22 protein-coding genes are annotated in these 24,179 nt (G+C 63.7%); 8 read left to right on the top strand and 14 right to left on the bottom strand.

Going from position 1 to position 24,179, the window contains the following annotated elements; translation table 11 throughout:
- Positions 1-3: 3 nt before the first annotated feature.
- From BJ6T_RS33490 to BJ6T_RS33510, 5 genes are all read right to left on the bottom strand, one after another.
- Positions 4-432, bottom strand: coding sequence for a globin family protein (locus BJ6T_RS33490; RefSeq protein ID WP_014497011.1), 429 nt, complete (start codon positions 430-432; stop codon positions 4-6).
- Between the two features lie 121 nt (positions 433-553).
- Positions 554-1,945, bottom strand: a complete 1,392-nt coding sequence (locus BJ6T_RS33495) for an MFS transporter (protein ID WP_014497012.1) — start codon at positions 1,943-1,945, stop codon at positions 554-556.
- Positions 1,946-2,281: 336 nt separating this feature from the next.
- A complete protein-coding gene (locus BJ6T_RS33500) occupies positions 2,282-3,076 on the bottom strand; it encodes an ABC transporter ATP-binding protein (RefSeq protein ID WP_014497013.1) in 795 nt (264 codons plus the stop codon).
- Between the two features lie 13 nt (positions 3,077-3,089).
- Positions 3,090-3,986, bottom strand: coding sequence for a nitrate ABC transporter permease (gene ntrB, locus BJ6T_RS33505; RefSeq protein WP_014497014.1), 897 nt, complete (start codon positions 3,984-3,986; stop codon positions 3,090-3,092).
- A gap of 61 nt (positions 3,987-4,047) precedes the next feature.
- Complete coding sequence (locus BJ6T_RS33510; protein ID WP_014497015.1) at positions 4,048-5,358, bottom strand: CmpA/NrtA family ABC transporter substrate-binding protein; 1,311 nt, start codon at positions 5,356-5,358, stop codon at positions 4,048-4,050.
- 673 nt (positions 5,359-6,031) lie between these two features.
- Between BJ6T_RS33510 and BJ6T_RS33515 the strand changes: the two genes are divergently transcribed.
- The 3 genes from BJ6T_RS33515 to BJ6T_RS46125 all read left to right on the top strand — a co-directional run bounded on the left by BJ6T_RS33515 (position 6,032) and on the right by BJ6T_RS46125 (position 9,189).
- Complete coding sequence (locus tag BJ6T_RS33515) at positions 6,032-6,871, top strand: formate/nitrite transporter family protein (RefSeq protein ID WP_014497017.1); 840 nt, start codon at positions 6,032-6,034, stop codon at positions 6,869-6,871.
- Positions 6,872-6,926: 55 nt separating this feature from the next.
- Complete coding sequence (locus BJ6T_RS33520) at positions 6,927-8,663, top strand: bifunctional protein-serine/threonine kinase/phosphatase (protein WP_039228398.1); 1,737 nt, start codon at positions 6,927-6,929, stop codon at positions 8,661-8,663.
- A gap of 232 nt (positions 8,664-8,895) precedes the next feature.
- On the top strand, positions 8,896-9,189 hold the full coding sequence (locus tag BJ6T_RS46125; protein WP_014497019.1) for a hypothetical protein: 294 nt from the start codon (positions 8,896-8,898) through the stop codon (positions 9,187-9,189).
- Between the two features lie 226 nt (positions 9,190-9,415).
- On the opposite strand, the gene BJ6T_RS33525 is transcribed toward BJ6T_RS46125, so the two are convergent.
- Entirely contained in the window at positions 9,416-10,333 is a 918-nt protein-coding gene (locus tag BJ6T_RS33525; RefSeq protein WP_014497020.1) for an intradiol ring-cleavage dioxygenase, read from the bottom strand.
- A gap of 162 nt (positions 10,334-10,495) precedes the next feature.
- On the opposite strand from BJ6T_RS33525, the gene BJ6T_RS33530 reads away from it, so the two are divergent.
- Complete coding sequence (locus BJ6T_RS33530) at positions 10,496-11,770, top strand: serine hydrolase domain-containing protein (RefSeq protein ID WP_014497021.1); 1,275 nt, start codon at positions 10,496-10,498, stop codon at positions 11,768-11,770.
- A gap of 42 nt (positions 11,771-11,812) precedes the next feature.
- On the opposite strand, the gene BJ6T_RS33535 is transcribed toward BJ6T_RS33530, so the two are convergent.
- The 3 genes from BJ6T_RS33535 to BJ6T_RS33545 form a co-directional block, all read right to left on the bottom strand.
- A complete protein-coding gene (locus BJ6T_RS33535; protein ID WP_014497022.1) occupies positions 11,813-13,132 on the bottom strand; it encodes a TRAP transporter large permease in 1,320 nt (439 codons plus the stop codon).
- Positions 13,129-13,644, bottom strand: a complete 516-nt coding sequence (locus BJ6T_RS33540) for a TRAP transporter small permease (RefSeq protein ID WP_014497023.1) — start codon at positions 13,642-13,644, stop codon at positions 13,129-13,131. The genes BJ6T_RS33535 and BJ6T_RS33540 overlap by 4 nt, the downstream gene beginning before the upstream one ends.
- 81 nt (positions 13,645-13,725) lie before the next feature.
- The gene (locus BJ6T_RS33545; RefSeq protein ID WP_014497024.1) at positions 13,726-14,724 is read right to left on the bottom strand and encodes a TRAP transporter substrate-binding protein; all 999 of its coding nucleotides are present in this window, start codon (positions 14,722-14,724) and stop codon (positions 13,726-13,728) included.
- A 419-nt stretch (positions 14,725-15,143) separates the two neighbouring features.
- Between BJ6T_RS33545 and BJ6T_RS33550 the strand changes: the two genes are divergently transcribed.
- Positions 15,144-16,601, top strand: coding sequence for a sensor histidine kinase (locus BJ6T_RS33550; protein WP_043900444.1), 1,458 nt, complete (start codon positions 15,144-15,146; stop codon positions 16,599-16,601).
- Positions 16,602-16,622: 21 nt separating this feature from the next.
- Complete coding sequence (locus BJ6T_RS33555; protein ID WP_014497026.1) at positions 16,623-17,768, top strand: mandelate racemase/muconate lactonizing enzyme family protein; 1,146 nt, start codon at positions 16,623-16,625, stop codon at positions 17,766-17,768.
- A gap of 7 nt (positions 17,769-17,775) precedes the next feature.
- On the opposite strand, the gene BJ6T_RS33560 is transcribed toward BJ6T_RS33555, so the two are convergent.
- From BJ6T_RS33560 to BJ6T_RS33570, 3 genes are all read right to left on the bottom strand, one after another.
- On the bottom strand, positions 17,776-18,240 hold the full coding sequence (locus tag BJ6T_RS33560; RefSeq protein WP_014497027.1) for a DoxX family protein: 465 nt from the start codon (positions 18,238-18,240) through the stop codon (positions 17,776-17,778).
- Positions 18,241-18,326: 86 nt separating this feature from the next.
- Positions 18,327-19,685, bottom strand: a complete 1,359-nt coding sequence (locus tag BJ6T_RS33565; RefSeq protein ID WP_014497028.1) for an MFS transporter — start codon at positions 19,683-19,685, stop codon at positions 18,327-18,329.
- Positions 19,654-20,721, bottom strand: coding sequence for an amidohydrolase family protein (locus tag BJ6T_RS33570; RefSeq protein WP_014497029.1), 1,068 nt, complete (start codon positions 20,719-20,721; stop codon positions 19,654-19,656). The genes BJ6T_RS33565 and BJ6T_RS33570 overlap by 32 nt, the downstream gene beginning before the upstream one ends.
- 165 nt (positions 20,722-20,886) lie before the next feature.
- Here BJ6T_RS33570 and BJ6T_RS33575 point away from each other — a divergent pair, with 165 nt between their 5' ends.
- A complete protein-coding gene (locus tag BJ6T_RS33575) occupies positions 20,887-21,441 on the top strand; it encodes a MarR family winged helix-turn-helix transcriptional regulator (RefSeq protein WP_014497030.1) in 555 nt (184 codons plus the stop codon).
- A gap of 20 nt (positions 21,442-21,461) precedes the next feature.
- Complete coding sequence (locus BJ6T_RS33580) at positions 21,462-22,679, top strand: 3-hydroxybenzoate 6-monooxygenase (protein WP_014497031.1); 1,218 nt, start codon at positions 21,462-21,464, stop codon at positions 22,677-22,679.
- 38 nt (positions 22,680-22,717) lie between these two features.
- Here BJ6T_RS33580 and BJ6T_RS33585 read toward each other — a convergent pair whose 3' ends face one another.
- Together BJ6T_RS33585 and BJ6T_RS33590 are read right to left on the bottom strand one after the other, a co-directional pair.
- A complete protein-coding gene (locus BJ6T_RS33585) occupies positions 22,718-23,449 on the bottom strand; it encodes a cytochrome c biogenesis CcdA family protein (RefSeq protein ID WP_014497032.1) in 732 nt (243 codons plus the stop codon).
- A gap of 207 nt (positions 23,450-23,656) precedes the next feature.
- A complete protein-coding gene (locus BJ6T_RS33590; RefSeq protein ID WP_014497033.1) occupies positions 23,657-23,923 on the bottom strand; it encodes a hypothetical protein in 267 nt (88 codons plus the stop codon).
- Between the last annotated feature and the right edge of the window lie 256 nt (positions 23,924-24,179).

The following is a 24,179-nucleotide window of genomic DNA, read 5'->3' on the forward strand; positions in this document are numbered from 1 at the left end:
CTCCTATTCGGCGGCCTGCGCCTGTGCGCCGTAGGCCTCGGAAATCATGTAGCCGGACAGGACGCCGTAGGCGTCGGTCCAGGCCGTGGCGAGTTCGGGCGTCCAGGCCTCGCCGAGGCCCTTCTCGAGGGTCCAGAGCAAGGTCGCGCCGACCACCGGATAGTGCTCGGCCTTGGCGCCATAGGCGACGTGACGCTTGGCGAGCGCCGAGGCCGCGGGAAGAATGGTCTCGAGCTTCGACAGGCCGCCGACCACGGCGGCGAGCATGCCCATCAGCTTCTTGCGCTGCTCGGTCATGTCCTCGGGAAACATCGCGCGCACGGACGGCGCCACCTCGAACAGGCGATCGTAGAACAGCACCGCGGCCGCCTCTGAAATCGGCGCGACCTTGGAAAAGCTCTGCTGGACGAGGGCGATCTGTTCTGAAGTCATGATGTTCTCCTGTCTGTTTCGGTCTGCCTTTGTCCGCGCCGTTGCGAACAAGGTTCATGGGTCAAACGTCATCAGAGAGTCTTCTCCCCGCGCACGGGGAGAAGCGACATTCGTGCCAAACTCAGACTCGCGCTTCCGCGAGGCTTGACGCGCCCTCACCCTGCGGGCTGCGACGCAGGTAGAACCACCAGGTCAGTCCGAGGCAGGACGCGTAGAAAGCGAGATAGATCGCGAGCGCGAGCGACGGTCCGCCGGTCATGGCAATCGACTTGCCGAAACCGGTTGGGATCAGATAGCCGCCGACCGCGCCGATCGCGCCGATGAAGCCGACCGCCGCACCGCTCTCGATGCTCGCGGTCTTCAAGGCCGCCGCGCGCGCCGCATCGCCCTTGCCGCGCACCCTGAACAGGTTCTGCTCGCGGAAGATCGAGGGGATCATGCGGTAGGTCGAGCCGTTGCCGATGCCCGTCGTCACGAACAGGATCAGGAACATCGCAAGGAAGCCGGTGAAGTCCTTGTGCCCGACGAAGTAGAGCACGCCGACCGTCGCCGCCGCCATCGCGATGAAATTCCAGAAGGTGAGGATGGAGCCGCCGATCTTGTCGGCGAGCAAGCCGCCGAGCGGTCGCGACAGCGAACCGACCAGCGGCCCGAGGAACGCGATCGAGATCGAGATCGCCGGAAACTGCGTCTTGATCAGCAGCGGGAACGCCGCCGAGTAGCCGATGAAGGAGCCGAACGTTCCGATATAGAGATACGCCATGATCCAGGTGTGCTTGCGCTTGACCACGGCAAGCTGGTTCTTGATCGACGCCTTGGCTGTGGTCAGGTTGTTCATGAAGAACACCGCGCCGAACACCGCGATCGCGATCGGCAGCACCCACATCAGGCCGGCGTTCTGAAGAAAGATGCCGTCGACGGGGGACGCCTGGAACAGGTTGATGACCGCGAGCGTCATCAGGATCGGGGTCAATAGCTGCACGCTGGAGACGCCGATATTGCCGCCGGCCGCGTTCAGCCCCAGCGCCCATCCCTTCATCCGGTCAGGAAAGAAGAAGGAGATGTTGGTCATGCTGGAGGCGAAATTGCCGCCGCCGAGACCCGCGGTCGATGCGATCAGCAGCATCAGCCAGAACGGCGTGTCGGGCTGGCTGACGAAATAGGCGAGCGACAGCGTCGGGATGAACAGGATAGCCGCGCTGAAAATGGTCCAGTTGCGGCCGCCGAAAGTCGTGACCGCGAACGTGTAGGGAAAGCGCATCAATGCGCCGATCAGCCCCGGCACCGCGACGAGCTGGAACAGCTGGTCGGTGGTGTAGTGGAAGCCCGCCTGCGGCAGCTTGGTGGTGACGATGCTCCAGATCAGCCAGACGGAGAAGCCGATATGCTCGGCCACGATCGACCAGATCAGGTTACGCCGGGCGATCACTTTGCCGCCCGCATTCCAGAACGCCTCGTCTTCGGGGCGCCAATCAGAAATCCACGTCGGATTTCGAGTCGGATTCGTCGTCATTGATAATCCCTTCTTGGCTCACCGCTGCGTCGTTGCAGGCTCAGCCTCCACGCGGAGGCGCGCGCCGAGGCCATGCCCCGGTGGCGAGTTCACGATGCTGATTGATGATGTTGAGGGACGTCGTCGTTGGCGTCGGAAAAGGTACTTCAATTTCCGTGCCAATTGCGCGCGTTCGGGAAATACAGGGAATTCAGGGGCTTGTTCGCGTTGCCCGAAATTCCTCCAGATGTATTTCGCTCGCAAATTTTGCGATTCGCTCAATCCTTGTGCGGCGCACAAGGATTGAGCGAGGTGTCGATTATTTAGGCGCGCTGATCTTCCACATTAAACCTTCGTTTACGCGGCCTCGACGAAGCGATGACGCTCGTAGAGGAATTCGAGCACGCGGTGGCGGCACTTCAAATAAGTGGAGTTGGTCGCGAGATCGAGCCGCTTGCGGGGACGTGCGAGCGGCACCTCCAGTACCTCGCCGATGCGCGCGCTCGGCCCGTTTGTCATCATCACGATGCGATCGGATAGCAGCACCGCCTCGTCGACGTCGTGGGTGATCATCAGAATGGTGTTGCCGAGCTTCTGATGCAGCGCCATCACCGAGTCCTGCAGATGCGCGCGGGTCAGCGCGTCGAGCGCGCCGAACGGCTCGTCGAGCAGCAGGACCTTCGGCTCCATCGCCAGCGCTCGGGCGATGCCGACGCGCTGCTTCATGCCGCCGGAGATTTCCGAGGGACGCTTGTCCCTGGCATGGGCCATCTGCACCAGGTTGAGATTGTGCATGACCCAGGCGTCGCGTTCGGCGCGGGACTTGGTCCTGGCAAAGACCTTGTCGACGCCGAGCTTGACGTTCTCGTAGACGGTCAGCCACGGCAGCAGGCTGTGGTTCTGGAACACCACGGCGCGATCGGGACCCGGCGAGTTGACCTCGCGGTTCTCGAGCAGCACGCCGCCGGTGGTGGCGCCGGTCAGGCCTGCGATGATGTTGAGCAGGGTCGACTTGCCGCAGCCGGAATGGCCGATGATCGAGACGTATTCGCCCTTCTCGATCGTCAGGTTGATGTCCTTCAGCACCTCCGTGGTGGCGGCGCCGCGGGTAAAGACCTTGTCGATATGGTCGAGCTTCAGATAGGCGGTCATGTGCCCTTCTCCCTCAGTTCTGCGCCGTGCCGCGGGTGACGATCTTGCCGAGGCCCGCGATCAGGCGGTCGAGCACGAAGCCGACGATGCCGACATAGAACAGCGCCAGGATGATCTCGCTGATATGCGAGGAATTCCAGGCGTCCCAGATGAAGAAGCCGATGCCGACGCCGCCGATCAGCATTTCGGCTGCGATGATGGCGAGCCAGGACAGGCCGATGCCGATGCGAAGGCCCGTGAAGATGTAGGGCGCCGCCGCCGGGATCATGATCTTGCCGAAGAACTCGAGCGGATTGAGCTGCACCACCGCGGCGACGTTGCGGTAGTCCTGCGGGATGTTGCGGATACCGACCGCGGTGTTGATGATGATCGGCCAGATCGAGGTGATGAAGATGACGAAGATCGCCGACGGCTGGCCGTCGCGGAACGCCGCGAGCGACAGCGGCAGCCAGGCCAGCGGCGGGATGGTGCGCAGCACCTGGAACAGCGGATCGAGCCCGCGCATCGCCCAGACCGACTGCCCGACCAGCACGCCGAGCCCGATGCCGGCGATGGCGGCGAGCGAGTAGCCTAGCGCGACGCGCTGGAGGCTGGCGGAGAGATGCCAGAACAGGCCCTTGTCGATGCCGCCATGATCGAAGAACGGATCGAAGATCAATTCCTTGGTGTCCTTGAACACCTTTGACGGCGGCGGCAGCGCCGAGCCGGCGCGGCGGCAGACTAGCTCCCACACCAGTGTCAGCAGCGCGATCACGACCAGCGGCGGAATCACGCGCACGGCGGTCTCCCTCGCCATACGCGCGTAGGCCTCGCTGCGCGGCGGCCGCTTCGGCGTCATCGCGACGACCGGCGCGGCAGCGCCCGCAAGCGTCGCAGTCTCAACCTCAATCTTCGTGGCAGGCATGTTCATTGAAAATCCCTCTCCGGCTTCAAAGGACGACGCGGCCGCCTGACGGCGGCCGCGGGCTCCATCAGACTTCGACGCGCTTGATCGCGAGCGATTTCAGATAGGCAGCCGGATTTTCGGGATCGAATACCTTGCCGTCGAAGAAGGTCTCCTTGCCGCGCGAGGTCGAGGCCGGGATATCAGCGGCCGCAACGCCCAGCGTCTTGGCCGCATCCTTCCAGAGGTCCTCGCGGTTCACCTTGGCAATCAGCGCCTTGGTGTCGAAGCCGGCTTCGTACTTGCCCCAGCGAATGTCCTCGGTGAGGAACCAGAGATCGTGGCTTTGGAACGGATAGGAAGCATTGTCTTTCCAGAAGCGCATTTGCTGCGGCGAGTTCTCGACCACACGACCGGTGCCGTAGTCGAATTTGCCCTTCATACGGTCGGTGACGTCCTCGACCGGGACGTTGATCCACTGCCGCTTGGCGCAGATCGCCGCCGTTTCCTCGCGATTCTCCATTTTCTCGCACCACTGCTGGGCTTCCATCACGGCCATCAGCAGCGCCTTCGCGGCCTTCGGATATTTGTCGACATAGGCAGCACGCATACCGAACGACTTCTCCGGATGCTTGTCCCAGAGTTCGCCCGTGGTCAGTGCCGTGTAGCCGATCTGCTGATGGATCAACTGCAAATTCCATGGCTCGCAGACGCAGAACGCGTCCATGGTGCCGACCTTCATGTTCGCCACCATCTGTGCCGGCGGAACCACAATGGTCTCGATATCCTTGTCGGGATCGATGCCGCCTGCGGCGAGCCAGTAGCGAATCCAGAGATCGTGCGTGCCGCCCGGGAAAGTCATGGCGGCCTTTACCGATTTGCCACCGGCCTTCTTCTTCTCGAGCGCAGCCTTGAACGGCGTCGTATCGACGCCAATCTTGAGGTCTGCATATTCCTTCGCGACCGAGATGCACTGGCCGTTCAGATTGAGCCGCGCCAAAATGTACATCGGCGTCGGCTGATTGTTCTGCGTCACCTTGCCCGATGAGATCAGGTAAGGCATCGGGGTCAGGATATGGGCACCGTCGATGCCGTTACCCTCGGAGCCGAGCACGAGATTGTCGCGCGTGGTGCCCCAGGAGGCCTGTTTCTGGACTTCGACATCAGGCATGCCGTATTTGGCGAAGATGCCCTTCTCCTTCGCAACGAACAGCGGCGAAGCATCAGTCAGCGCGATGAAGCCGAGCTTGGCGCCCTTGACCTCGGGGCCTGCGTCCTGCGCGAAGGCGCCGGCGGGGAAATTCAGCTTGGCGGCGGCGAGAAGAGCGGTGGTGCTGCCGGCGGCCTTCAACAATTGACGGCGGCTCAGGCCCGAGGGCTGGCGGGTGCGCTTGGTCATAGGCAGTGTCGTCCTTTGCATCGTTGCAGAATTGATGGCGTCAGTGCGCGCGAGCGGCCCGTCCGTCCGTGACGCCAGAAAGAGGCGCGTGCGAACGCATGGCGGGGGAGACCCCCGTCTGGTGGCGTCGGCAAATCGGATGAGAAGTCTCGCGGGACGGCTTCAATGGCGTCGGCTTGAATGATTCAAGCTTCATGCCAAGCCCGCCACTTCAAAAAATATCGAAGAATGAATGGGTTACTGACGCCGCGCCAGACTGTCGCAGGCTTGCTGCGCACGCGGAACTTGCGAATTGCTCATTCCTTGTGCGCCGCACAAATCTTATGCAGTCGCCCAAGCAAAAGGCCGCGCGTCCGCAAAAACCAGATCAACGCGCGCAGCATCCGATTGATATCGCTCGCCTTTTCCAACGCACCCACAGGGCACGCAACTTGCTTCTTCACCGACGTCAACGAAGACTGCGGCTTGCCGCATGGGTGCAGCCTCTGGCGGCTGCATCCCGGAAGCTCAACTGCCTCGCGGCCCTCCCGGCTCAGTCCTCGTGACGCGATTCCCAAGGCTTCCAGACCTTTCATAACCCTCGTGCGCGGCAGAGCTGTCCGCACGGCCAATGATGTTCAGCTGCGCTCTCTCGGGCGTGTCGATCTCACTTACGAAGCAAAAGGAACCATTGATGTCGTATCTCGCGCCTTCGGAATTCGTCACCAAGATGGTGGATGCGGGCGAGTCCAAGATCTTCATGTCCACCCGGGATACCATCATCCGGGCCTACATGGCCGGCGCCATCCTCGCCCTCGCCGCCTGGTTCGCCGTCACCATCAACGTGAACACCGGCCAGCCGCTGGTTGGCGCGCTCCTGTTTCCGGTCGGCTTCGTCATGCTCTATCTGCTGGGCTTCGACCTCCTGACCGGCGTGTTCGTGCTCTCGCCGCTCGCGCTGATCGACAAGCGCCCCGGCGTCACCCTTGGCGGCGTGCTGCGCAACTGGGGCCTCGTCTTCGCCGGCAACTTCGCCGGTGCCTTCACCGTGGCCTTCATGATGGCCTTCGTCACGACGTTCGGCTTCACGCAGGATCCCGACAAGATCGGCACCGCCATCGGCAATATCGGCGAAGGCCGAACGCTGGGCTATGCCGCGCACGGTGCGGCGGGCATGGCGACATTGTTCCTGCGCGGCATGCTCTGCAACTGGATGGTCTCGACCGGCGTCGTCGGCGCCATGATCTCGACCTCGGTCCCCGGCAAGGTCATCGCGATGTGGATGCCGATCCTGGTGTTCTTCTACATGGTGTTCGAGCACTCCGTCGTGAACATGTTCCTGTTCCCGTCGGGCCTGATGCTGCACGCAAAGTTCTCGATCATGGACTATCTGATCTGGAACGAGATCCCGACCGTGCTCGGCAACCTCGTCGGCGGCCTCGCCTTCACCGGCATGACCCTCTACACCACCCACGTCATGACCAAGCCGAAGCGTCAGGCCGGCAAGGCTGCACCGACCCGCGTCGCGGCCTGATACGTCTCGACAGAGGAGCCTTGCCCGACCAGGGTGAGGCTCCCTTTGCCTGGTGATGACGATGCCCCCCGGACTCCTGATCTCTGTCGGCCAGCACTCCGACAAGGGGCGCAAGCCCGTCAATCAGGATTTTCACGGCGTCCTGATTCCGGAAGAGCCGCTGCTGAGCCTGAAGGGCATCGCGGCCGTTCTCGCCGACGGCATCTCCAGCAGCACGGTGAGCCAGATCGCCAGCGAGTCGGCGGTCAAGAGCTTCCTGATGGACTATTACTGCACGTCGGAATCCTGGACGGTGAAGACCTCCGCCCGCCGCGTGCTGGACGCGACCAATTCCTGGCTGCACGCGCAGACGCGCAAGAGCCAATATGCCTATGACCGCGACAAGGGCTATGTCTGCACCCTGACCGCCATGGTCATCAAGGCGACCACCGCGCACATCTTCCATGTCGGCGACTGTCGCGTCTACCGCGTCGCCGGCAAGGCGCTCGAGCAGTTGACCGACGATCACCGCATCATCGTGTCGTCGGAGCAGACCTATCTCGGCCGCGCACTCGGCATCAATCCGCAGCTCGAGATCGACTACCAGACTTTCGAGATCGAGGCCGGCGACACCTTTATCCTGGCAACCGACGGTGCCTACGAATTCGTCGATCAGCGTTTCATGACGAGCGCAATCAGCGAGCACGCAGCCGAGCTCGACGGCGCGGCAAAGGCGATCGTCGAGGAAGCCTACCGGCGCGGCAGCGACGACAACATCACCGTCCAGATCCTGTGCATCGACGCGGTGCCGCAGCGCGAGCCGGCCGGCATCTTCAATCAGACGTCACAGTTGCCGCTTCCGCCGCTGCCGGAGCCGCGAGCGGTCTTCGACGGCTACAGGATCATCAGGGAAATCCACGGGAGCAGCCGCAGTCATATCTATCTCGCCGTCGATGTGGAGACCGAGACGCCGGTCGCGCTCAAGCTGCCTTCGATCGATTTGCGCGACGACGCCGCCTATCTCAAGCGCTTCCTGATGGAGGAGTGGATCGCGCGCAGGATCGACAGCCCGCACGTGCTCAAGCCGCTGTCACAGTCGAGACGGCGCAGCTACCTCTATGTCGCGACCGAATTCGTGGAGGGGCAGACCCTGAAACAGTGGATGACCGACAATCCGCGCCCCGATCTCGAAACCGTCCGCGGCATCGTCGAGCAGATCGCCGCGGGCCTGCGCGCCTTCCACCGCATGGAAATGCTGCATCAGGACCTCAGGCCCGACAACATCCTGATCGACAAGACGGGCACCGCGAAGATCATCGACTTCGGGTCGGTCAGGGTCGCGGGCGTCGCGGAGGCTGCGCCGCAAGACGAGGCCGACGACATCCTGGGAACGGTCCAGTACACGGCGCCGGAGTATTTTCTTGGGCAAGGCGGCTCGCCGCGCTCTGACATGTTTTCGCTGGCCGTGATCTGTTACCAGATGCTGACGGGAAAGCTGCCCTATGGCACCCAGATCGCCAGGATCCGGCGCAAGGCGGACGCGCGGAGACTGCAATATCGCCCGGCCGACGACGACCGCAACGTGCCGGCCTGGGTCGACGGCGCGCTCAGGCGCGCGCTCCATCCCGATCCCTACAAGCGGCACGAGGATCTGTCCGAATTCATCTTCGAGCTTCGCACGCCCAATCCGGCCTATCTCGACACGCGGATCACGCCGCTCCTGGAGCGCAGCCCGCTGATGTTCTGGAAGCTGACCACGGCGGCGCTGGCGTGCGCGGTGGTCGTTCTGCTGGCGCTGCTGCACGGGCGCTAGGGCGCGGAGGCGCAGACGTCCGCTTCTGGCGGCCAAGTGGAAACATTATCGTTCGTCAGAGCATTGCCGCTGGTGACCCATATGCGACATCGGCCAAATAGCCCAAACATCGCGCGATTAGCCGGGTTTAAAGGTTGATTGCGGCTAGACGTTTTTGCGCTCGACTATGCCGTCGCGACGACGTTGAATCCGCTACGCGGGCTCTTTTGTTTCAAGGAGGGAGGACCGAAAAGTGAAGACAACGATCATCGCACTTTGTGCCGCCGCTCTCATCGCCGCCGCACCAGCCGCGCTTGCGCAGGGTGTACCAGGCAAAGCACTTGGTCTGCAGCACAAGATCTCCAAGAGACATCACCCGGGCATCCCCGGCTACGCTCCGCTGCGTGAGCTGCAAACAATGGGATCGAAGAAGGGCTATCCAGGAGCTTTCGGTTACGCGCCTAATGAACCCGGTCGTTTAGACAGAAATCTCGAAGCGTCCAGACAAGCTGGTGGCGGCGGCGGTAGCGGAGGGAGTGGCATGTGAACCCACGCGCTGCACGAACAGGCGATATCCGTCCTGCTTGATCGGGACGCTCCGGGCGCGTTAAGGCCGGCTCGCCTCGCGACTTCTCTATGGTCGCAGCATGTTTGTTGTTGGCCCAACTCGGACATCCAGTGAGGTCCGCTGTTGCGCAGCTACCAGAAGCACAGCGGACGTCGCACGCGCCCTGACTACCGAGCGGCCGAATGTGCGCTCCAGCGGGGAGCCCTCACGCGGGCTCCTCCGCCTTCACCCCGAGCGGCTTCGGCGCCATGCCGCCGCCGGGCTTGAGGTGGAATTCGTAGGTCATCAGGTGCCACTGCCCGCTTGCCTTGGAGCCGTCGGGCATCGCGGGATCGTTGCGCGGCTCGACCTTGGCGACGAGGTCGTCCTTGACGCCGAACACGACGTCGGAATCGAGATATTTGTCACCGTCCATGAAGACGTGGGTGATCAGCGGCTCGTAACCCTTCGCATTGACGAGGAAGTGCACATGCGCGGGCCGCATCGGATGCCGCTTGGTCTGCATGATCATCTCGCCGACAGGGCCATCGGTCGGGATCGGATAGCTGCACGGCAGGATGGTGCGGAAGAAGAAGCGGCCGTCGCTGTCGGTGATGAAGCGCGCCCGCGCCGAGGCACCGACCTCGTCGTAGTTCGGTTTCTGTGAATCGTAGAAGCCGTCATCGTCGGCATGCCAGACGTCGACGGGAACGCCCGCGAGCGGCTTGCCCTTGAGGTCGGTGACGCGGCTCTGCACGAACATCCGCTCGCCGGTCTGGTTGTTCGGAGAGATGTCGGTGCCGTGGGCCGTGATCTTGTGCTCGCCGACATAGAACGGGCCGAGCACCGTGGTCTGGGTGGCGCCCTCGCGATCCCTGTGGTTGACCGCGTCGACCAGCATGGAGACCCCGAGCACGTCGGACAGCAGGATGAATTCCTGCCTAGTGTCAGTGCATTTGTGGCCGGTGCGGGTCAGGAAATCGATGGCGTATTCCCATTCCTCGAAGGTGAGACCGGTCTTGCTCACGTAATCGTGCAGCGACTTCACCAATTCCTGGAGCAGGAATTTTGCTCGCGGGTTGGGTGTATTGTCGAAGCTCTTGACGACGGCTTCGGTGAGTTCGGTCTCGTTGAACTGGGTCATGGTGCGCTTGCCCTGAGTTTTCTCGTTGGCCCGGACGGGCTCCTTGGAGGCGTTCCAGAGTGCAGCCTACACCAGTCGGCGGGGCCGCGTTAAGCGCAACCGGCTTGGAATGGGGCCGGCATTTCGCTATCAACTTTCCGACAAAACGCCCCGGAGGAACTGATGCTCGCCCCTACCCCCGCCTCGCCCGAATCCGTCGGCATGTCCAAGGCTGCGCTCGACCGCGTCGATGCGCATCTGAAGACCCGCTACATCGATGCCGGCCGCTTTCCGGGCACGCACCTGCTGGTCTACCGCCGCGGCAAGGTCGCCCACAGCTCGGTGCAGGGCTTTGCCGACGTCGAGCGCAAGGCGCCGGTCAAGGACGACACCATCTACCGCATCTATTCCATGACCAAGCCGCTCACCAGCGTCGCCTTCATGATGCTGGTCGAGCAGGGCCTCGTCGCGATCGACGAGCCTGTCGCCAAATACATTCCGGAATGGAAGGATCTCGGCGTGTTCGTCGCCGGCACCGCGCCGGCCTTCCTGACCCGGCCGCCGTCCCGGCCGATGCTGATCGTCGACCTGCTGCGGCACACCGCCGGCCTCACCTACGGCTTCCAGCAGCGCTCCAACGTCGATGCCGCCTATCGCTCCGAGAAGATCGGCGAGGTCGAGAAAGCCGGCACGCTTCAGAGCATGATCGAGGCGCTGGCGAAAATTCCTCTGGAATTCTCGCCGGGCGAATCCTGGAACTACTCGGTGGCGACCGACGTGCTCGGCTATCTCGTCGGCAAGATCTCCGGGATTCCCTTCGAGCAGTTCCTTAAAACGCGCATCCTCGATCCGCTCGGCATGACCGACACTGATTTTCACGTGCCGGTCGCCAAGGCGCATCGCTTTGCGGCCTGCTATTCGGCCGATCCGGGTGGCGGAATGACCTTCCATGCCGGCCAGCGCCGCGAGGGCCTGACGCTCCAGGACGATCCGACCAAGAGCTCGTTCCTGTCCCCGCCCTCGTTCATCTCGGGCGGCGGCGGGTTATGCTCGACGGTCGCCGACTATCTCACCTTCTGCCGTGCGCTGCTCAATGGCGGCGAGCTGGGCGGCGTCCGCCTGCTCGGGCCGAAAACGCTGGCGCTGATGACGAGCAACCACATTCCGGGCGGCCGCGCGCTGCCGGAAGTGTCGCGCTCGCTGTTCTCCGAAGCCACCTATAACGGCATCGGCTTCGGCCTCGGCTTCGCTGTGACCATGCGCCCGGCGGAGACGCTGATCGCCGGCAGCCCGGGCGAATATAATTGGGGCGGCGCGGCCACGACCTCGTTCTGGATCGACCCGGCCGAAGAGCTGATCACCATCTTCATGACGCAGGTGCTGCCGTCGAGCGCCTATCCGCTCCGGCGCGAACTGCGCAGCATGGTCTATGCCGCGATCACCGAGAGCAATCTGTAACGCAAATGAAGGGACCCCGCGGCCACCGGGCCGCGGGCCCGCTCACTTCAACATCTCCGGCACGATCAGGCGCGGCAGGAACAGCGACACGCTGGGCCAGATGATGACGGCTGCCAGCACGAGCAGCATCGGCACCAGCATGATCACCGTATCCTTCAGGGCGTAGCGCAGCCGCACGCCAGCGATCGAACAGGCGATCATCAGGCACAGTCCGTAAGGCGGCGTCACCAACCCGAAAGCCAGTGAGACGATCGAGATGATCGCAAACTGCACCGGATGCAGATCGACGGACCTGGCCAGCGGCTCGAGCACGGTGCCGACGATGACGATCGCCGGGATGGCATCGAGAAAGCAGCCAACGACCAGAAAGCAGAAGGCGATGAAGAAACCCGCTGTGACCGTACCCATGCCCCAGGTCGAGACATTGGCCAAAAGCTCCTGCGGAATCTTGTAGTAGGCCAGCAACCAGCCGAATGCGCTCGCAGTCCCCACGCAGAACAGCGCGACGCCGGCAAGGCGTCCAGTGTCGAGCAGTGCCTTGTACAGTTCGCGCCAACCGGTCTCGCGATAGAAGAACGCCGACAACGCCACGGAATAGAGCACCGCAACGCAGGCGGATTCGGTCGCGGTGAACCATCCAAGCAGGATGCCGCCGACGATGATGAACGGCGTTATCAGCGCCGGGATCGACCGCCAGATCGCGCAGCGCATGTCCCGCCAGCTATCCTTCGGATAGGTCGGATAGCCTCGTCGCACGGCGTAGACGTGCACGGTCGCCATCTGAGCGCCGGCAATCAGGAGGCCCGGGACGATGCCGGCCAGATACATCGCGGCGATCGACGTCGAGATCAGCCCGCCCCACACGATCATCAGGATCGACGGCGGGATGATGACGGCGAGCACCGCGGACACCGCGGTGATGGCGATGGAGAACGAGAGATCGTAGCCTTCCTTGGTCTGGGCATCGATGAAGATCTTCGACTGACTCGCCGCATCGGCGGTCGAGGAGCCGGAGATGCCCGCGAAGAACACCGAGAGCACAACGTTGATCTGCGCCAGCGATCCCGGCCAGTGTCCGACCATCGAACGCGACAGCGCGACCAGCCGGTCGGTGATGCCGCCGATGCTCATCAGATTGGCGGTGAGCAGGAAGAACGGCACTGCCAAGAGGATGAATGAATTGTAGGCGTTGAAGGTTTCCTGCGCGAGCATCATCATCGAGAGGTGAGGCTCGATCAAAAGAATCGGTACGCAGGCAAGGCCAAGTGCAAAGGCAACCGGCACGCGGACGACCACCAGGCCAACGAAAACCCCGAACAGGATGATCGCCGCCTGTCCGGCGGACAGAACATTCCCGCTCATGGCTTCACCCCAACCAGAATGCGCACTTCGTCGAGAATCTGCTCGCCCGCAAACACGATCCACGTTACGCCGGCCACCGGCCAGGCGACGTGGATCAGCCAGAGCGGCAGATCAGCCAGCTCCGACGTCCTGTTCCAGGCGAACCGCGTGAATTCGAGACCAGCCGACACGAATACAAATGCAAGCGCCAGCACGCCGAGACGGGCGAGGATTCGCACCAGAGCCTCCGACCGCCGTGACAGGTCGGGCCAGACGTCAACCTCGAAATGCTGGGCCTCCCGGATGCCGACCATGGCGCCGATCATGATGGTCCAGACGAACAGGAAGCGCGCCATCTCCTCCGTCCAGATGTAGGAGGGAATGAGCGGGGTGTAGCGCGATATGATCTGCAGCGTCACCGGGATGACGAGAATGCCGACACAGGCCGCGAGCAGGATTTCGAGCAATTTCGCATAGGCCGCCGTTGCTCGGCGCCATAGCGACGGGTTCGCCGCAACAGGTATTTCGGTCATTGGAGCTCCGCGGTGGCAATCATCACAAAAGGGGCAAGCCGCAAGGCTTGCCCCGATATTGCGTCGGTAGACATGGAGAGGTCAGGCGACGTTGATCTTCTCGAAAATGCCTTCCGCGCCGATTTCCTTGGCGTAGGTGGCCATCACGGGGTCGGCGAGTTTCTTCATGGCGTCCCGCTCCTCGAACGGAACGCGCTTGAGCTTGCCGGCCTTCTCAAGCGTGTCGAGCTTGATCACCTCTTCGCTCGACTCCAGTTGACGGCCATAGTCGCCGGCTTCCTTGCCGGCCTTCATGATCGCGTCCTGCAAATCCTTCGGCAACGTCTTCAACGTCTTCACCGAGAAGCAGATCGGCCGGATCGAGACGGCGTGCTGGGTCAAATTGAGATGCGGGGCCACTTCGTAGAACTTCATCGCCTCGACACCGGCGGCTTCGTTTTCGCCGGCCGATATCACACCGTTCTGGATCGCGTTGTAGATTTCGTTATAGGCGATCACCGTCGGGCTCATGCCGACTGCAGCAAAGGTCTTCGACCAGATCGGCGCGCCCTGCACGCGAACCTTGAGGCCCTTGAGATCGGCGAGATTCTTGAGCGGCTTGTTGGCGAAGATATTGCGGATGCCACCGCCGGAATAACCGATCAGAACGACCTCGGCTTTCGCCGCGACTTCGTCGGCGATCGGCGCCAGGATGTTGGCTTCGACGACCTTGTTCATGTGCTCGATGCCCTTGAACACGAAGGGCGCATCGATGAACGGAGCCGCCTTGGCGAAGGTCGACATGTGAGCCGGCGAGACGATGCCGTAATCGACCGCTTTGCCCTGCGACATATACTCGAAATACTGTTTCTCGAGGCCGAGCGAGGAGTTCTTGTGCAGGGTGAAGTTGACGGGCTTGCCATAGTACTTCTTCACCAGCTCCTCGAACCGGATCAATGCCCGGTTGAAGGCGTGATCGTCGTTGAACTGGACCGCGCCGTTCAGCGTGATCGGCGCTTGCGCCCTGAGGATCGACGGCATGCCAATCGTGGCCGCCGCAGTGGTCGCACCGATACCAGCGAGAAATGATCTCCGCTTCATCGTCTCCCCTCCCTGTGATGCTCCGCCCCTGTAACCGGGGCGTGAGCGCAGCCGGCACGCGGCCGGCGTTCGGTGAGGGTATGAAAAACTACGGCGGGACGGAAGCCAATTCGCGTGCCCTGGAGGTACTCTTCGTCGCAGTCTCCTCCCGCACGATCTGCTGCACTGCAACTCGAACGACCCCGACAGCAGGCCACAGCGGCGCTTCACTCCCGCGGGCGAAAGGAAGGAAGACAGGCGGGCCTGCGCGCCGCACGCCGAGGTCGGCCCGCCGGCCGCGAAAATCGTGGCGCGGTGCAAGTCTCACCCGTATGGTCTCCCCAAAATCATAATCCGGCGCCGCTGCGCCGGAACCGGGACGCCCGCGTTTGTCAAAGCTCACTCTGCCGGTCCGGCTCGCTCTTCTGGTCGCGGGAACGATGTTGCCGCTGATCGTCTTTGCGGTCGGTATTGCCTATTCCAACTACCGCCAGGACCGCAGCGACGCGACACGACGCGTGCTGGAGACGGTGCGAAGCATGCGCCTCGTGCTCGATTCCGAAGTGCAGCGGATGACCGGTGGCTTGCAGGTGCTGGCGCTCAGCAACGCCCTGCAAAGCGGCGACTTCGACGACTTCCGCCGGCTGGCGACCGGGTTCATCAGCCAATATGGCGAGGACAGCGTCCTGCTGGTGGCGGACGGGAGCGGGCACCAGCTGTTCTCGACCGTCACGCGTGAAACGACAAACCTGCCGCCCCGCAACAATCGCGAGATCGTCGAGCGGGTATTCGCGAGCAAGTCGCCGCAATATTCCGACCTGTTCACCGGCTCGACCAAGCAACGGCCGATCGTGACCGTGGAGGTTCCCGTGCTGCGCAACGATGAGGTCGTCTACGCGCTCTCCTTCAGCCCGCCGATCGCGACCTTCCAGAAACTGGTCGAGCAGCAACGGCCGAACGATCAATGGACGGTGTCGCTGCTGGACACCAAGGGGCGCGTGTTCGCGCGCGCGCCCAATCCTGCCGAGACGTTCGGCAAGCAGGCCTCCGGCGCGCTGAACGATGCGATGGCCCGGACGCCGGAGGCGACGCTCTCCAGCGTTTCGCTCGACGGCGTCGCGCTGTCCTCCGCCTATACGCGGTCACGGCTGACCGGCTGGACGGTCGTGGCCGGTGTCGCCGAGAGCTCGCTGATCGCCCCGCTCTGGCGCGACATCGCGATCACCAGCCTGATCGGCGGCGTCCTGCTGCTGACCGGCCTGACCTTCGCGGTGCGGATGGCGACCACGATCGCGCGCGGCGAGATGCTGCACAATCTGCTGATCGAGGAGCTCAACCATCGCGTCAAGAACACGCTGGCCTTGATGCAGGCGATCGCGGTGCAGACCTTCCGAAGTTCAAGTCGGGACGAGCGGACCAAGTTCGAGGGACGGCTCGGTGCGCTCGCCGAGGCGCATAATCTCCTCAGCCAGGAGAAATGGGCGGGCTCGGAGCTGAGGGATGTGATCGCGCGCGTGCTCCAGCCGTTCCTGCTGAGCAATCCCGAGCGCATCCGCATGGCCGGCCCCGCCGTGCCGCTGTCGCCGCGGCTCGCCGTGGTTCTGTCGATGATCGTGCACGAGATCGCCACCAACGCCGCGAAATACGGCGCGCTGTCGAACGAGACCGGCCGGGTCACGCTGGATTGGGAGGTCATCGCCGACACGCCGAAGTCGCGGCTGCGGCTGATCTGGAGCGAGATCGGCGGACCGCCGGTGACGGAGCCGGTGCAGCGCGGCTTCGGCTCGCGCCTGATCGAGCGCAGCGCGCGCGACCAGCTCGGCGGCGAGGCAACCGTCGACTTCCTGCCGCGCGGCGTCGTCTGCACGGTGACGTGCGTGCTGGACGAGGCGCGGTAAGGGATTGAAGGAACATCGGCAATGAAGATCACCAAGGTGCGCACACACATCCTCGAAGCAAAGCTCTCGCAGCCCTTCGCCTATTCGCGCGCCTGGTACGACACGCGCACCGCGATGCTGGTCGAGATCGAGACGGATGACGGCCTGACCGGCTGGGGCGAATGCTACGGGCCGGCGCGGATGACGGCGGCGGTGGTGCAGAGCATCGCGCCCTGGCTGATCGGCGAGGATCCGCTGCGCACCGACGTGCTGTGGCAGATGGTCTACGCGCGCTTGCGCGATCACGGCCAGAAGGGTGTCGTGATCCAGGGCCTGAGCGGAATCGACATCGCGTTGTGGGACATCAAGGGCAAGCATTTCGGCGTGCCCGCGCATCAGCTTCTCGGCGGTGCTGCGCGCAAGGAGATAGCGGCCTATGTGACCGGGCTCTACCGGCGCAAATCAGGCGATCCGCTCAAATACCTGCCGGAGGAAGCGGCCGGCTACGCCGCGGAAGGTTTCCGCGCCGTGAAGCTGAAGGTCGGCTTCGGCATCGCCGAGGATGCCGCGGTCACCGGCGCGGTGCGCGAGGCGATCGGCCCGGATGTCGCGCTGATGGTCGATGCGAACCACGCCTATGACGCCGTTGCGGCGATCCGGCTCGGCCGCCTGATCGAGCCCTGCGACATCGGCTGGTTCGAGGAGCCGGTGCCGCCGGAGGACGTCGCGGGCTATCGCGCGGTGCGATCCGCGCTGACGATTCCAATCGCCGGCGGCGAATGCGAGTTCACGCGCTTCGGCTTCCGCGACCTGTTCGCATCGCATGCGCTGGACATCGCCCAGCCCGACACCTGCGCGGCAGGTGGCCTCTCCGAATGCAAGAAGATCGCCGACATGAGCGAGGCGTTCGGCATCCGCTATAATCCGCATGTCTGGGGCACCGGGATTGCGATCGCGGCCTCGCTGCAGCTTCTCGCCGTGCTGCCGTCACACACGCCGACCTCGCTTGCGCCGATCGAGCCGATGCTCGAATTCGACCGCACCGAGCATCCGATCCGCCAGGCGATCTTGAAGGAGCCGATCGAGCACGAGAAGGGTGTCGTGCGAGTGCCCGACAGACCGGGGCTGGGCATCGATATCGACCGCGAGGCGCTCGCGCGCTTCGCCGTGAGCTCCTCGGCGGCGTAGCGGAAGATCACGAGAGTCCGGGGGCACCTTTGGGGCCAGCCTTTATCGCGGTCTGAATGGCATACGCGCCCGGTCCATAGAAGGCGATGAGAGCAAGAGCGCCGAGCAGGCCGAGGTTCTTCAGGAAGTTGATGGTCTGCATCACGACCTGCGCTTCCGGCACGGCCCAGAAATTGTGAAACATCAGCGTCGCGGCGATGGTGAACGGGAACAGGACCGCGGCCGCCTGACGCGAGAACAGGCCGAGCAGCAGGGCCATGCCGCCTCCGAGCTCAACCGCGATCGCGCCTGCGGCGAGAACGGCGCCCAGCCCGTCCGCTCCTCCCGGAAGCCTGCCTGCGGTTACGGCAAATGCCAGCACCTTTCCGACGCCGCTGTAGAGAAACAGCGGCGCGATCGCGACGCGCGCGAACAGAAGCACCCAGGCATCGGGCAGGCCTGCGGTCTCGGCGGAACGAGTGGATGTCGGCATTTCGGCTCTCCTCTGGCGAAGTTTCGTCGGTGAAGGCGGACGGCCAATCGACGTCGACCGCCCCGTGGATGGATCAACGTGCCCCGTCACTCCGCGGCTGCAACATCGGCCCTCGGGAAGCGCTTTGCGGCGGCCAGCCCAAGCGATCCAATCGCCAGCGCGCCGACGATCGACGCTCCACCGATTGCCCAGAACACAGCGTCAGGACCGCCGGTGAGCTGCTGCAGGAGGCCGATGACGTAGGGCCCGAGGATCGCTCCGACCCGGCCGACGCCCAGCTCCATCCCGACGCCGCTGGCGCGGAAGCAGGTCTCGTACGAACCGGCGGTGAAGTTGTTGAGGACATGCTGCGCACCGATGATGCAGAACCCTGCAATGGCGACAATGGCGAGATTGACGCCATGACCGCTGACGAAGACGAGCGCCAGCACGGCGATCCCACCGCTCAGCCACCACGTCGCGAGATAGCGCGGCGTCAGTGTAAAATTGCGGTCGGCCAGCATCGCCAGCGTAAGACCGCCGATGAAGGACATCGCCTGCATCAGGGCTCCGAAGCCGAACGAGGCGGCAAATGTCTCGCCACGCTTCAGCATCACCGTCGGAATCCAGCCGGTGAGACCGAAGATCGCGAACAGGCTGAGGAACGCCGTGATCCAGATGGTCAGCGAGACGCGACGATAGCGTGGGGTGAGCAAGGCGCCGATCGTGCTCTGCGGCGCCCCGCGGTCGACTGAAGCGAACGTCGCATTCTGGTAGGCGGGCGCCCGTTCCGGGCGCAATCGTGCGAGCAGCGCGCGCAGCTCGGGGATCCGCGACCGGGTGGCCAGGAATTGCGGGCTCTCGGGCAGGATGGCATGGGCCACGAAAGTCAGCGGGATCGACAGCGCACCGATGTAATAGAGGATCTGCCAGCCATGCTGCGGCGTCAGGAAAACGCCGACGAGGCCAGCGCAGACGCCGCCGAGTGACCAGCCCAACGTGACGCCCCAGAGCGAGAACGTATTGCTGACACGCTTGGGCGCGAGTTCGTTGATGAAGGTCGTGCCGAGCGGCAACAGCACGCCGAGACCGAGCCCGGTGGCGAAGCGCAGGGCGCAATAGCTCCAGAAATCGTTCGCCAGCATGGCGGTCAGCAAGGTGAAGACGTTGACGATCCACAAACCCGCAAGCAGCGTGCCGCGCCGGCCGAAGCGATCCGCCACAGTGCCGTGGCCGACCGCGCCGAACAGGAATCCGACGAGACCCGAGCTCACCAGAAAGCCCGCCTGGCTTGGCGCGAGTCCCCAGGGCTGCACCACGTAGTGGATGACATAGGCCGGATTGAAGGTGTCATAGCCGTCGAACAGCGTGATGAGCGTGATGAGAATGCCGAGCAGCTTGTGGAACGGGCCGATCGAAGCGCCGGACAGTTCTTCATGCACGTCGATTTCGGACGAGATGTTCACGGGGTTCCTCCATTGAAATTGATGACGTGTTCTGCTCTGCGGCAGATTGGATTGATGCCTCGCCGAGCCCGAACAGGGCGCGCGCGTTGTCGCGGCCGATCTTGATGCGGTCGCCTTCGGAGATCGCGGCCGTGTCGAACCATTCGGCGGCGTGGTCGATGTTCTCGAACGGCCAGTCGGCGGAGAAGAGGATGCGGTCGGCGCCGATCTCGAGCATCGCGTCGATCAACGTCTGGGTACGGAAATTGCCCGACGTGGTGATGTAGAAGTTCTCCCCGAAATAATCGGCGATCTTGCGCCGCGCGGGATAGGCATTCTGCGCCCGCATCCACTTGTTGTGATTGTCGACACGCCACATCGAGTAAGGCAGCCCCTCCCCCATGTGACCGAGGATGATCTGTAGCCGCGGATAGGCGTCGAACAGACCGGAGCCCATCAGGCGCAAGGCATGCACTGCGGTTTCCTGCCCGAACGCCCAGGTCGGGCCCAACAGCCAGCGATGCCCCTCGTAGATCGCCGCGTCCTTCGCAAGCGGATTGCGCGGGTGCAGGTAGAAGGGAACGCCGAGACGCTCGACCTCCGACCAGAACGGCCAGAACTCCTTGCGATCGTAATAGATGGCATGATCGACGCCGGCGAGCTCGCTGAAGCCGTTGACGAGCGCGCCGCGAAAGCGAAGCGCGCCGACACAACGATCGAGCTCGCGAGCCGCTGCCTCCGGATCCTGCATCGGCAGCGCGGCGAGCCCCTGGAAACGGTCGGGCCGCCTTGCAACCTGCTCGGCGAGAAAGTCGTTGGCGCGGCGCGACAGCTCCGTCGCGCGATGACGGTCGGGAATGGCCTGCACGGCCGGCGCGTTCAGCGACAGCAGCATCATCTCAATGCCGTGGGCGTCCATCTCGGCGAGCCGGCGGTCATGGATGTCGAGCAACCGCGCCTTCAGCTCGACCCAGTCATCGATGGGAGCGAAGCCCGCACTGTCCTGGACGGTATCGTCCATCGCGAAGTGCTCCTCGAGCGCAATCTTTCCCTGCATGGCGTCGTTCCTTCGGCTGTGCTTTCGGCGTTGACAAAGCAAAGCATCGGGCGCAAACACTTGTCAATGACAAAGTTGCATTTGCAAATGATTGATACGCAAATATTGCGTCTGCGAGGGTTGACGTCTATTCCCGGCGGAGCTCTCCCGCCAGGATCCAACCCCATGTATCGATTTTCGAATTCGCTTCCCTATCTGCTCGCCCGGCTGGGCGTACGGATGGGCGACCTCTTCGCGCGCGTGATCCGTCACGAGAGGTTGACGCTTCCGATGTATCGCGTGCTGGCCGCGCTGTCGGAGCAAGGCCGCCCGCTCCGCCTCGGAGAGATCGCCGAGCTGACCTCGGCCGATGTCTCCACCTTGTCGCGCATCGTCGCGGAGATGAGCCGCGCGGGCCTGTTGACACGCGACCGGCCCGAGAACGACCAGCGCAGCCTCCAGGTCGTGCTGACGCCCGACGGTGCGGAGCTCGCGGCGCGGCTGATGCCGCTCGCCGCCTATTATGAAGAGGTCGCGACCGGCAGCATGTCCGCCAAGGAGGCGGCGGAGCTCAAGCGCGTGCTGGTGGAGCTCTACAAGAACATCGACCGGCTCGAGCAGGAAGTCGAAGCCGGATCGATCAAGGTCCCGCCGCCGGCAAGGCCGAAAGAGATCCGTGACGAGCGGCCCGAGGCGAAGGCCAGGACGAACCGGCCACGCGGCAAGACAGCGAGAAAATAGGAAACAACCAAGGAGAGGCCATGCGACAGGATCCCATCATCATTGCAGGCGGCGGCATCGGCGGGCTTGCAGCCGCGATCGCGCTGGCACGGAAGGGTTTCCAGGTCACGGTCCTCGAGCGCGCGTCGCGCTACCAGGAGATCGGCGCGGGCATCCAACTCGGCCCCAACGCGTTTCACGCCTTCGATCGCCTCGAGCTCGGCGATGCGGCACGCTCGATCGCCGTCTTCATCGACCGGCTCCGCCTGATGGACGCAATCTCGGCGGAGGAAATCACCAATATCGATCTCACCGACTATTTCCGCCGGCGCTTCGGCAATCCCTACGCCGTGGTTCACCGCGGCGATCTGCACGGCATCTTCGTCCGGGCCTGTGAGGCGCACGCCAATGTCACGCTTCGGACCGATTGCGACGTCGTCGGCTACGAGCAGAACGGTGCGCAGGCCTCGGCTCTGCTCAAGTCCGGCGAGCGCGTCACCGGGTGCCTGCTGATCGGCGCGGACGGGCTGCGCTCCCGCATCCGCCAGCAGATGGTCGGCGACGGCGCGCCGCGGATTGCCGGCCACACCACCTATCGCTCCGTCATCCCGACCGAACAGATGCCGGAGGATCTGCGCTGGAACGCAGCGACGCTATGGGCCGGTGCCAAGTGTCATCTCGTGCACTATCCGCTTTCGGGCTGGAAGGTGTTCAATCTCGCGATCACCTGCCACAACGATCCCGCCGAGGCTTTCGCCGCCAGGCCCGTGACCCACGAGGAAGTCCTCGCAGGTTTTCGCGACGTGCATCCGCGCGCAAAGGCAATCATTCATCACGGCCGGGACTGGAAAGCGTGGGTGACCAGCGACCGCGATCCGACGGATCGCTGGGTCGACGGGCGCGTCGTCCTCCTCGGCGATGCCGCGCATCCGATGCTGCAATATTTTGCGCAAGGCGCCTGCATGGCGCTCGAAGACGCCATTTGGCTCGCCGAAGAGCTCGACGAGCGGAAAGGCGACATCGCACATGCGCTCGATCGATACAGGAATGCGCGACTGCTGCGCACCGCGCGCGTCCAGCTCCAGGCCCGGGAGCTCGGCACTCACGTCTATCATCCGGCCGGCGTCCACGCGCTGCTGCGCAATCAGCTCATTCGCGAGACCAGCCTGGAGCGCTTCTGCGAGAACCTGGCCTGGCTCTATCAGGATCCGTTCCCCGAGCGGAGGTCGAACACCGCGAGGAAGATCGCGCAATCCTGAGCCGGGACGACTTGTGATCGGCAAACGTCTGCCGTGAGCTAACCGATCGTCTGCAACGCCGGGAACGTCTCGAGCAGCCAGATGCTGACATTCGAGACGGCACCGGTGAGGAAGCCGATGCCGGTGATCACCATCAGGACGCCCATGGCGCGCTCGACATTGACGAGCTGGCCCTTCATCCGCGCGAACAGCTTCGAGAACTGCTCGATCATCAGGGCAGCGATCAGGAAGGGAATGCCGAGGCCGGCCGAATAGACTGCGAGCAGGCCCGCCCCCTTCGTCACCGTCGCCTCCGCCGCGGCGATCGAGAGGATCGCGGCGAGGATCGGGCCGATGCACGGCGTCCAGCCGAACGCGAAGGCGAGGCCCATCACATAGGCGCCCCACAGGCCGACAGGCTTGGGCGCGGTCAGGCGCCCCTCGCGCATCAACAGGCCGATCCGCGTCAGCCCCAGGAAGTGCAGGCCCATGATGATGATGACGATGCCGGCGAGGATCGACAGCTCGGCCGACCAGGCACGGATCAGTCCGCCGATCAGCGAAGCGCTGGCGCCGAGCGCCACGAACACCGTGGAGAAGCCGAGCACGAACAGGAGCGCCGACATCATGATGGCGCGCTTGGACGCCGAGGCCGGCTCCTTGTTCTCGACATGCTCGATCGTGGCGCCCGTGAGATAGATCAGATAGGGCGGAACCAGGGGCAGAACGCAGGGAGAGAGGAAGCTGACGAGGCCGGCAATCAATGCCGCCGGGATCGAGACATTTTGCATGATGCAGTCGGAGCCATCTCAGGCTCTTTGGCCGCGCGCCGGGAATGCGCGCGGGCGGGAGCCGAACCGGCTCTGGTGTAGCCGATGCCGGGGAATGCGCACAACAGAGGCGCACGAAACCAGGCTCCTCCCGATGCCGTCTGCGATCACAGATGCGGCATCGGGACGCGCACAAACCTCGCCAAAAAGCGAGACTCGGCGGCGCGGCTACTTCACCACGCGGAGCAGCGGACGCCGGGGCTGGTCCTGCGTCTGCTTGGAGGGGGGCTGCGGTTCGCTTCCAGCGCTCCGCAGCATTTCGTCGCACAGCGCCTTGAGATCGGCACTGTCAATTCCTTTGAGTTTCATCCGCACGTCGAGGATGACGATGGACAGCAGCTCGGCCGACTCGCGGTTGTTGCTCTCGTTGAGAGCCTTGCGGCACTCCTCAAGCGTTTCCAGCACCGACTGCAACTGTTCGTCTGAATGCGACACCGGCGTTCTTTCCGTTAGTTCGGCCTGCGAGACGTGTTTGTGGAAATCCCCTCGGCCCCCATGGGATACCGAGAATAACACGAGGCGCCGACGCCTCCGAACATGATTTCAGTATGATTTTGCCGGGAAACCGTGGTTCCCGCGAACATCGACCCGCTGCGCGGGACGCCATTATCGTCGTGGCGTGGAAACGAACGCGCGGCACCGGATGATCGACCCATTCCGCGCGGCGATAGCTCGCGCGCAAGGACTTCCG

The organism is Bradyrhizobium japonicum USDA 6 (assembly GCF_000284375.1).
In the GTDB taxonomy this organism is placed as follows: domain Bacteria; phylum Pseudomonadota; class Alphaproteobacteria; order Rhizobiales; family Xanthobacteraceae; genus Bradyrhizobium; species Bradyrhizobium japonicum.

What these genes read in the sequence shown, in the direction of transcription:
- BJ6T_RS33555 (WP_014497026.1), top strand. Translation starts at nt 16,623, where the DNA reads ATGAAGATCACCAAGGTGCGCACACACATCCTCGAAGCAAAGCTCTCG.
- BJ6T_RS33560 (WP_014497027.1), bottom strand. Translation starts at nt 18,240, where the DNA reads ATGCCGACATCCACTCGTTCCGCCGAGACCGCAGGCCTGCCCGATGCC.
- BJ6T_RS33510 (WP_014497015.1), bottom strand. Translation starts at nt 5,358, where the DNA reads ATGACCAAGCGCACCCGCCAGCCCTCGGGCCTGAGCCGCCGTCAATTG.
- BJ6T_RS33530 (WP_014497021.1), top strand. Translation starts at nt 10,496, where the DNA reads ATGCTCGCCCCTACCCCCGCCTCGCCCGAATCCGTCGGCATGTCCAAG.
- BJ6T_RS33535 (WP_014497022.1), bottom strand. Translation starts at nt 13,132, where the DNA reads ATGAGCGGGAATGTTCTGTCCGCCGGACAGGCGGCGATCATCCTGTTC.
- BJ6T_RS33550 (WP_043900444.1), top strand. Translation starts at nt 15,144, where the DNA reads ATGTTGCCGCTGATCGTCTTTGCGGTCGGTATTGCCTATTCCAACTAC.
- ntrB (WP_014497014.1), bottom strand. Translation starts at nt 3,986, where the DNA reads ATGAACATGCCTGCCACGAAGATTGAGGTTGAGACTGCGACGCTTGCG.
- BJ6T_RS33585 (WP_014497032.1), bottom strand. Translation starts at nt 23,449, where the DNA reads ATGCAAAATGTCTCGATCCCGGCGGCATTGATTGCCGGCCTCGTCAGC.
- BJ6T_RS33515 (WP_014497017.1), top strand. Translation starts at nt 6,032, where the DNA reads ATGTCGTATCTCGCGCCTTCGGAATTCGTCACCAAGATGGTGGATGCG.
- BJ6T_RS33520 (WP_039228398.1), top strand. Translation starts at nt 6,927, where the DNA reads ATGACGATGCCCCCCGGACTCCTGATCTCTGTCGGCCAGCACTCCGAC.
- BJ6T_RS33540 (WP_014497023.1), bottom strand. Translation starts at nt 13,644, where the DNA reads ATGACCGAAATACCTGTTGCGGCGAACCCGTCGCTATGGCGCCGAGCA.
- BJ6T_RS33545 (WP_014497024.1), bottom strand. Translation starts at nt 14,724, where the DNA reads ATGAAGCGGAGATCATTTCTCGCTGGTATCGGTGCGACCACTGCGGCG.
- BJ6T_RS33500 (WP_014497013.1), bottom strand. Translation starts at nt 3,076, where the DNA reads ATGACCGCCTATCTGAAGCTCGACCATATCGACAAGGTCTTTACCCGC.
- BJ6T_RS33490 (WP_014497011.1), bottom strand. Translation starts at nt 432, where the DNA reads ATGACTTCAGAACAGATCGCCCTCGTCCAGCAGAGCTTTTCCAAGGTC.
- BJ6T_RS33580 (WP_014497031.1), top strand. Translation starts at nt 21,462, where the DNA reads ATGCGACAGGATCCCATCATCATTGCAGGCGGCGGCATCGGCGGGCTT.
- BJ6T_RS33570 (WP_014497029.1), bottom strand. Translation starts at nt 20,721, where the DNA reads ATGCAGGGAAAGATTGCGCTCGAGGAGCACTTCGCGATGGACGATACC.
- BJ6T_RS33495 (WP_014497012.1), bottom strand. Translation starts at nt 1,945, where the DNA reads ATGACGACGAATCCGACTCGAAATCCGACGTGGATTTCTGATTGGCGC.
- BJ6T_RS33525 (WP_014497020.1), bottom strand. Translation starts at nt 10,333, where the DNA reads ATGACCCAGTTCAACGAGACCGAACTCACCGAAGCCGTCGTCAAGAGC.
- BJ6T_RS33575 (WP_014497030.1), top strand. Translation starts at nt 20,887, where the DNA reads ATGTATCGATTTTCGAATTCGCTTCCCTATCTGCTCGCCCGGCTGGGC.